At 48.3% G+C, this 7,199-nt stretch carries 7 protein-coding genes; 6 read left to right on the top strand and 1 reads right to left on the bottom strand.

What is annotated here, in order from left to right; all coding sequences use genetic code 11:
- Nucleotides 1–14 precede the first annotated feature (14 nt).
- The 3 genes from TW77_RS12285 to TW77_RS12295 all read left to right on the top strand — a co-directional run bounded on the left by TW77_RS12285 (nucleotide 15) and on the right by TW77_RS12295 (nucleotide 3,220).
- Nucleotides 15–818, top strand: coding sequence for a DUF1338 domain-containing protein (locus tag TW77_RS12285; protein WP_046005270.1), 804 nt, complete (start codon nucleotides 15–17; stop codon nucleotides 816–818).
- 270 nt (nucleotides 819–1,088) lie between these two features.
- Nucleotides 1,089–1,922: a polyphosphate kinase 2 family protein gene (locus TW77_RS12290; protein WP_046005271.1), complete on the top strand. Its 834-nt coding sequence runs from the start codon at nucleotides 1,089–1,091 to the stop codon at nucleotides 1,920–1,922.
- Nucleotides 1,922–3,220 carry a DUF2252 family protein gene (locus TW77_RS12295; RefSeq protein ID WP_046005272.1) on the top strand — a complete coding sequence of 433 codons (1,299 nt, stop codon included), beginning with the start codon at nucleotides 1,922–1,924 and terminating at the stop codon, nucleotides 3,218–3,220. Before TW77_RS12290 ends, TW77_RS12295 begins: the two co-directional genes overlap by 1 nt.
- Here the strand turns inward: TW77_RS12295 and TW77_RS12300 are convergent.
- On the bottom strand, nucleotides 3,206–4,093 hold the full coding sequence (locus TW77_RS12300; protein ID WP_046005273.1) for a ribonuclease Z: 888 nt from the start codon (nucleotides 4,091–4,093) through the stop codon (nucleotides 3,206–3,208). The two genes, TW77_RS12295 and TW77_RS12300, sit on opposite strands and share 15 nt — an antisense overlap.
- A gap of 201 nt (nucleotides 4,094–4,294) precedes the next feature.
- On the opposite strand from TW77_RS12300, the gene TW77_RS12305 reads away from it, so the two are divergent.
- The 3 genes from TW77_RS12305 to TW77_RS12315 all read left to right on the top strand — a co-directional run bounded on the left by TW77_RS12305 (nucleotide 4,295) and on the right by TW77_RS12315 (nucleotide 7,080).
- Nucleotides 4,295–4,567 carry a DUF3081 domain-containing protein gene (locus TW77_RS12305; RefSeq protein WP_046005274.1) on the top strand — a complete coding sequence of 91 codons (273 nt, stop codon included), beginning with the start codon at nucleotides 4,295–4,297 and terminating at the stop codon, nucleotides 4,565–4,567.
- 132 nt (nucleotides 4,568–4,699) lie between these two features.
- Complete coding sequence (locus TW77_RS12310; RefSeq protein WP_046005275.1) at nucleotides 4,700–6,301, top strand: AbgT family transporter; 1,602 nt, start codon at nucleotides 4,700–4,702, stop codon at nucleotides 6,299–6,301.
- A 143-nt stretch (nucleotides 6,302–6,444) separates the two neighbouring features.
- Nucleotides 6,445–7,080 (top strand): glutathione S-transferase family protein, encoded by a 636-nt coding sequence (locus tag TW77_RS12315; RefSeq protein WP_046005276.1) that lies wholly within the window; start codon nucleotides 6,445–6,447, stop codon nucleotides 7,078–7,080.
- The last annotated feature ends 119 nt before the right edge of the window (nucleotides 7,081–7,199 follow it).

The raw sequence follows: 7,199 nt of genomic DNA on the forward strand, positions 1-7,199 counted from the left end.
TAAGGATTGTCATTATGCACAACAATGTAGATAGCTTATTTGAAAAACTATGGAATAACTACCTAGAAGTTACTCCTTCAGCTGTTAAAGTCCACGAACTACTTGGTTCTACGCAACAGGATGATGTGATCAACGATCATATTGCACTGCGCACCTTTAACCACGAAAAAATTGGCCTGGAAAAACTGGCAGCGCATTTCAAAGCGGTTGGCTATACAGAGTGCGGTGAATACCACTTCGAAGCCAAAAAACTCTATGCCAAGCACTTTGAGCACAGCGATCCGACCAAACCAAAAGTGTTCATTTCTGAGCTGTTGGTAGAAAAGTGCTCACCTGAACTGCAAGCTATCGTTAACGAGCTGGTTGAGCAAATCGACGAGAGCGCCGTTACTGCGGAAAACTTCCTGTACTCAGGTACGCACTGGCAAGTCAGCCACGAAACCTACAAGCAGTTGCTGGCCGAGTCTGAATACGCAGCCTGGATGGCAGCATGGGGCTACCGTGCTAACCACTTCACAGTGAGCATCAACCACCTGGGTAACTTTGAAACCATCGAAGCCGTTAACCAGGCACTGAAAGACGCCGGATTTGAACTGAACGCCTCTGGTGGTGAAATCAAAGGTTCACCGGAAGTGCTGCTTGAGCAATCATCAACACTGGCAGACCATCAGGCTGTGGCATTCAGCGATGGCGAGTTCAGCATTCCAAGCTGTTTCTACGAGTTTGCGCTGCGCTATAACAAGCCAGATGGCGAAATCTACACAGGTTTTGTTGCAGCATCTGCCGACAAGATTTTCGAAAGTACTAACGCGCGCTAATCGCGCTATCACAGTAACTTGTCAAAGCAGCCATCCGGCTGCTTTTTTATTGCCTGATTGCATCGTTTCTATGTCGAGATCAACCTTTTAAAGCAAAAACTCTGTCAGTATGGCGCAACATTGTGGTTGTTTTGAAAAGCAATGACGGTTAAGTTTTCAACTGTCACAAAACAGTCTTAACAAAACTGTCATTGTTCTGAGCTAGCGTAGAGGTATCAAGCTGGCAAAAAGCGCGACCATGACAGTGATCACTGCCAACGAGGTAGAGTTGTGAATATTGAACCTAAGCTTAGTGTATTATTAAATCGCCAGATCACGGTCAAAGCACCGCTGGAGCATCCGGCACTGGATGACAAAAAAGCCTATCGGCGGGCGCTGAAATACTGGCAAAACGAGCTGTTGCACGTGCAGCAAGCCTACTATCACCAGGGACGCCGCGCGCTGATCATCTTTGAAGGTTGGGATGCGGCCGGCAAAGGGGGCGCTATTCGCCGCATCACTGAACGGCTGGACCCAAGGGGTTATCAGGTTTTTCCCATCAGCGCGCCAAAAGACGAAGAACAAGGCAGGCATTATCTATATCGTTTTTACAATAAACTGCCAAAGGCTGGCACCCTGACCATCTTTGACCGCTCCTACTATGGCCGCGTATTGGTCGAACGCGTAGAAGCGTTCGCAACACAAAGTGAATGGCAACGGGCCTATCAGGAAATTAATGAGTTTGAGCGACTGCTTCATGATGACAATGTGAAGGTGGTGAAACTATTTCTGCATATCAGTGCTCAGGAGCAGCTGAAGCGCTTTGAAGAGCGCCTTAATAATCCTTATAAGCGCTGGAAACTGACTGAAGAAGATATTCGTAACCGCAACAGACGCGACGATTATGAACAAGCTATAGACGATATGTTTGCCCGCACCGATACCCAGCAAGCCCCCTGGCATTTGGTCCTTGGGGAGCATAAATGGTATACCCGGGTCGAAGTACTCAAGACCCTGGTAAAAACACTCAGCGACGGAGTAGACACGACTCCCCCACCGGTGGACCCAAACGTGGTCAGATTGGCAAAAGAGCATTTAGGTATAAAACACAAGAGGAAGGACTAATGGAAAGAGCAGATGTACTCGGTCAATATTTTGATCATCATGACGGGACACATCCCAGCATGACCTTAGCTAAGCACAGCAAAATGGCTTCCAGCGCTTTTCGCTTTTTCCGCGGCAGTGCCCCTTTGATGTATCGGGATCTGGCGCAAGAGGTTATTTCGTTGCCTAAAACCCTGTTTGAATTACCTTTAACTAACGTACTCGGAGACTGCCATGCCAGTAACTTTGGGTTTTTAAGCGAGGAAGGCTCGCACGGCGGCACTTTGGTTTTTTCGCCGAATGACTTTGATGATGCCTGCGTCGGCCATGCAGTATGGGACTTACTGCGTTTTTTAGTCAGCCTGCCTCTGGCCCAGCAAGAAGGTGCCTTGTTGCAAAGTAACAGTGAGGATATGAAGCTGCGGCAGAAGCCCCTGGCTGACATGGCACAGGTTCACCGGGCCCAGCACACTTTTATCGACAGCTATGTGGCCACCTGTGAGGCGTCGTTACGCGGGGAAAACAACAACCAAAGCGCCCTTACTCAGTTCGCTCAGGAGCATATTTTACATAAACGCTGGCAAAAAGGCTTACAACGTCTGGTCGGGGGCGCAGCCTTTAATCTGAAGAGTAGCCTGGCCAAAGAAGTGGACTTAAATAACACTCCGCTTCAGTTTAAGGATGATGATGAAAAATTTGTTCGCTTACACGAAGATTTCAGCAATGCCTTGATTGAGTACTTCCGCCCCTATGTCGATGACGAAATAATCGACTGTGTTGAGCGCCTGGATGCCGGAACAGGGTCTAATAACCTGAAACGTTACTACCTGCTGGTTGGTCCTAAGTTTTGCTCTTCAGCCGAGCTGTATCACATAGTAGAAGTTAAACAACAGCAACTGGCCGCGCCACTACATTATTTCACCGACCTGAGCCCAACCAATCGCCTTAACCATGCGCACCTGACCGTTAATTGCCAGCGCAAAATGCAGCGCCGACCCGATCTGGTTTTAGATGATGCATTATGGCAAGGCACACACTGGCTGGTGCGCTCGCGTCATCATGCACGAGTTGGCATTGACCCTGAGCATATTGTGTTAGGCAAACGCGCCGCCCAGCGCGATGGCTTATGTCAGTACGCACAAGCCTGTGCTACTGCGCTCGCCTATGCGCACATGCGTGGCGATCGTCGCTCGTTGATGTTTCAACAGGTCGTTACAGATGTTTTGCCAGCGGCCAGAGATGAACTGATTGACACAGCGAACGGTTATGCCAATCAGGTCGAACAAGACTGGGGGCTTTTCTGCTCACTCAGAAAGTAGCTGTTTAGGCACGGTTAAAACCAAAAAGTCGTAAGCCAGGCGCAAATTCCCGTGAAAGTGTGTTCTGGCTTCATTCTCTAGTACGTCAAGCATGCCCTCACCATGATAACGCACACTAAAGTGGGTCAGTATGAGTGCTGGGATCTGATATTGCTGGGCAAACTGCGCAACCCGTTTAGCATCGCTGTGACCGGTATGGGTGCCAACCCGCATCAGATCCGGGTGAGTAAATGTCGCCTCGTGCACCAGCATATCTATGTCGTCGCAGTATGACGACAGTAGCGAGGGCTTTTCATTATCCCCGCAAACAATCACGCTTCTGGGTCGCCAGCTGGGGAATGCATAAGTGTTGGCCGCAAGCCGTTGACCCTGGTAAATGACATCCTGACCTTTTTGCAGCAAGTTGTAATGCGGCCCGCTCGCTATACCTTCACTGTGAAGCTGTTTAATCCTCAGTTTACGTGGAATAAGCGCCTCTGTGATTTTGAATCCAAAGCTTGGCACTCTGTGCTTCAAAGGGATGATCTCGATATAGCAAAACTCTAAAGAAATAAACTGATCAGTTTGCTCTATGGCCATCGTATGTAAGTCAAAAGGCAAGGTGACCTGAGTCAGTGCCAGGGTCGACATAACAAACTGAACCACAGCCTGTGGCGCAATCAAGTAAACAGGATCAGTGCGGCCCGACATAGCCATTGACGCCAGCAAACCTGGCAGGCCATAACAATGATCACCATGTAAATGAGAAATGCAAATCACGCTCAGGTGATAGGGAGAGAGATCCGCTCTAAGCAGCTGATGTTGAGTGGCTTCACCGCAATCCACCAGCAACCAGGATTTGGATTTTTCGAAACTCACCCCAGTTGCCGACATATTTCGGCTCAGACTGGGACTACCTGACGAGGTTCCTAAAAAATGTATTTGCAAAACAACTCCAAAAATACGGCTTTAGCCATTGATCCTGCCACAGCTTGCGTTACAGTGGAACTAGTCCGGATGATTTGTGCCAAACGGACTGATTTACAAGCCGTTTAAGGGAAATTGCACCTCTATGCAGATTAACAGGAGCAGATAATGAAAAACGATATCGACAGTCGCCAGATCCTCGCCGTTTATGAATATATTCAGCAACACGGTGAAGCCGATGAAAATGGCAAATTATTTGAAGGGATCCGAGCCTACTCAGATCCGGACGGTTACACTATTTACCTGGAAGGCAGCGCCTTGTTACTCAGGTTTGGCTTTCACAACACCTATCACCTGGATTATCAACACGAAAAGAATAAAGAGGACTTTATTAACAAGCTTAACTTTATCTATCAAATGGCTAATGAGGCTAAACAGTAACCAGTGTTCATAGGTACAAGTGGGTATTTTACTCATTTTGTCTCAGATTCTTTCAAAATTAACGCGTAGCTATAAAACAAATGCGCGATTGGTGGTAGAGTAACGGCATTTTTTATAATCGAGAAATTTGCTATGTCGAATGCTGTAGAGACGTCAGCTGATCAATCCAACCAGCAAAAGCAAGGCGGCCTGTTTAACCGCTTTCTAGCAACGGTTGAGTTTCTGGGCAACATGTTGCCCCACCCTATCACCCTGTTTGCCATGTTCTGTATCGCCATTGTCATTTTCAGTGGTATCGCAGACTGGATGGGGCTCAGTGCCATAGATCCGCGCCCGGAAGGTGCAAAAGGCAGAGCGCCGGACGGTGTGATCGAGGTCGTCAGCCTGATGAGTGCAGAAGGTCTGCAGCGTATCGTCACCGGTCTCGTTACTAACTTTACGGGCTTTGCGCCACTGGGGACCGTATTAGTTGCGCTATTGGGTGTGAGTGTAGCAGAACACTCAGGTATGCTTTCAGCGGCCATGCGCGGTATGGTCATGGGCGCATCTAAGCGATTAGTTACCTTTATGGTTGTGTTCGCAGCGATTCTTTCTAACACAGCTTCTGAACTCGGTTATGTTGTGTTGATCCCCCTCGCTGCCATGATTTTCCATAGCCTGGGGCGTCACCCGCTTGCAGGTCTTGCCGCAGCCTTTGCCGGGGTCTCTGGTGGTTACAGTGCCAACCTGTTACTGGGTACCATAGACCCGCTGCTTGCCGGTATCACTACACCCGCCGCGCAGATGATTGACCCAACCTACCAGGTTGGTCCTGAGGCAAACTGGTACTTCATGATGATCTCGGTATTCCTGATAGCCACCGTAGGTACTTGGGTAACAGAAGCCATTGTTGAGCCTCGCCTTGGCAAATACAACCCGGACGAAGCCAGCATTGACCTGTCCAGCAACAACATTGAACACCTGACAGACAAAGAAAAGTCTGGCCTGAAATGGGCTGGTGTTGCTTTGCTGGTGGTATCAGCCTTACTGGCATTAACCATTGTGCCTGAAAACGGCATTCTGCGTCATCCTGAAACAGGCGCCGTCGCCGGCTCTCCTTTCCTCAAAGGCATTGTTGTATTCATCTTTGTGACATTCGCTATTCCCGGTTTTGTCTATGGACGCGTTGTCGGCACTATGCGCAACGATCGTGACGTCATCGACGCCATGAGTAAGAGCATGAGCTCAATGGGTATGTACATAGTGCTGGTGTTCTTTGCTGCTCAATTCGTAGCCTTCTTTAAGTGGACCAACCTGGGTACCATTTTGGCAATTAACGGCGCAGCGATGCTACAAGCGCTGAACCTGACAGGCCCGGAAGTCTTTGTTCTGTTTATTTTGATGTGTGCGGTTGTGAACCTGAGCCTGGGCTCATCTTCAGCGCAGTGGGCGGTTACCGCGCCTATCTTTGTGCCTATGCTGATGTTAGTCGGCTATGCACCTGAAACCATTCAGGCCGCATACCGAATTGGCGACTCAGTTACTAACCTGATCACACCTATGATGAGTTACTTTGGTTTGATATTGGCGGTGGCCACCAAGTACAAAAAAGACATGGGGATCGGTACTCTGGTCGCGACCATGCTGCCCTACAGCATGTGTTTCTTTATCGGCTGGGTGGCGCTGTTCTATATCTGGGTATTCGGTTTCGGCTTGCCGGTCGGGCCAAACTCCCCGATTTATTATCAGCCCTAGTCAAATTATGCCAGCGCAAGCTGGCATTTTTTTTGGCGAATATGCAAGGTTCCATTTGTTTAATGGTTGATGCTGTCCTACAGTCCTATAGGAATCGCCGAAAAGGAGTTTAAACCTACGACATAAACTATTTAAGGCTAACCATGTATACACTGTTCTACTATCCACGAAACGCGAGTTTAGCGCCTCACTTTGTTCTCGAAGCCCTCAAGGTCCCCTACCAGCTTGAACTGGTCGACAGAAAAAAAAATGTGCAGCGATCGGCACAATATTTACAACTCAACCCGACAGGACGGATCCCAACCTTAGTTGATGACGAGTTTGTTCTGTTCGAAAGTGCTGCTATTTGTCTTTACTTATGTGAAAAGCACCCCGATGGTCATTTAATTCCTGCAGAGCCAAAACAAAAAGCGGAATTTTACCAGTGGCTAATGTATCTGACGACCACAGTTCAGGCTGAGCTGATGATCTACTTTTACCCGGAGCGCCACACGCAAAGTGCACTCATGTATGACGATATTGTCAGAACCCAGCAGTCGCGTGTGCAAGATATGCTGACCCTGCTCGACAGACATCTGGCAGATAAAACCTATATGGTTGGTGAGCAGTTCACGGTCTGTGATTGCTATTTATTTATGCTCTGTATCTGGGCCGACGAGCTTGCCAAACCGCCGCTGCAATTTGAGCATCTGGGACGTTACTTAAGTGGTATTTCAAGACACCCCGCGATTGAGGCGGTATGTAAAAAAGAAGGGACAGAGTTAGGCATGTATCGCTGAGTATTCAGTCTGGCCTGTTAGGCCAGACTGAAGAAAAGTAATACCAATTTGCTTAATTAAGTGTTCTATTTTGAGGCGAGAAAATATGTTCGATAACTAGGCAAAAATTTTGCTATTTA

This window comes from Pseudoalteromonas rubra (assembly GCF_000967655.1).
Lineage (GTDB): Bacteria > Pseudomonadota > Gammaproteobacteria > Enterobacterales > Alteromonadaceae > Pseudoalteromonas > Pseudoalteromonas rubra_A.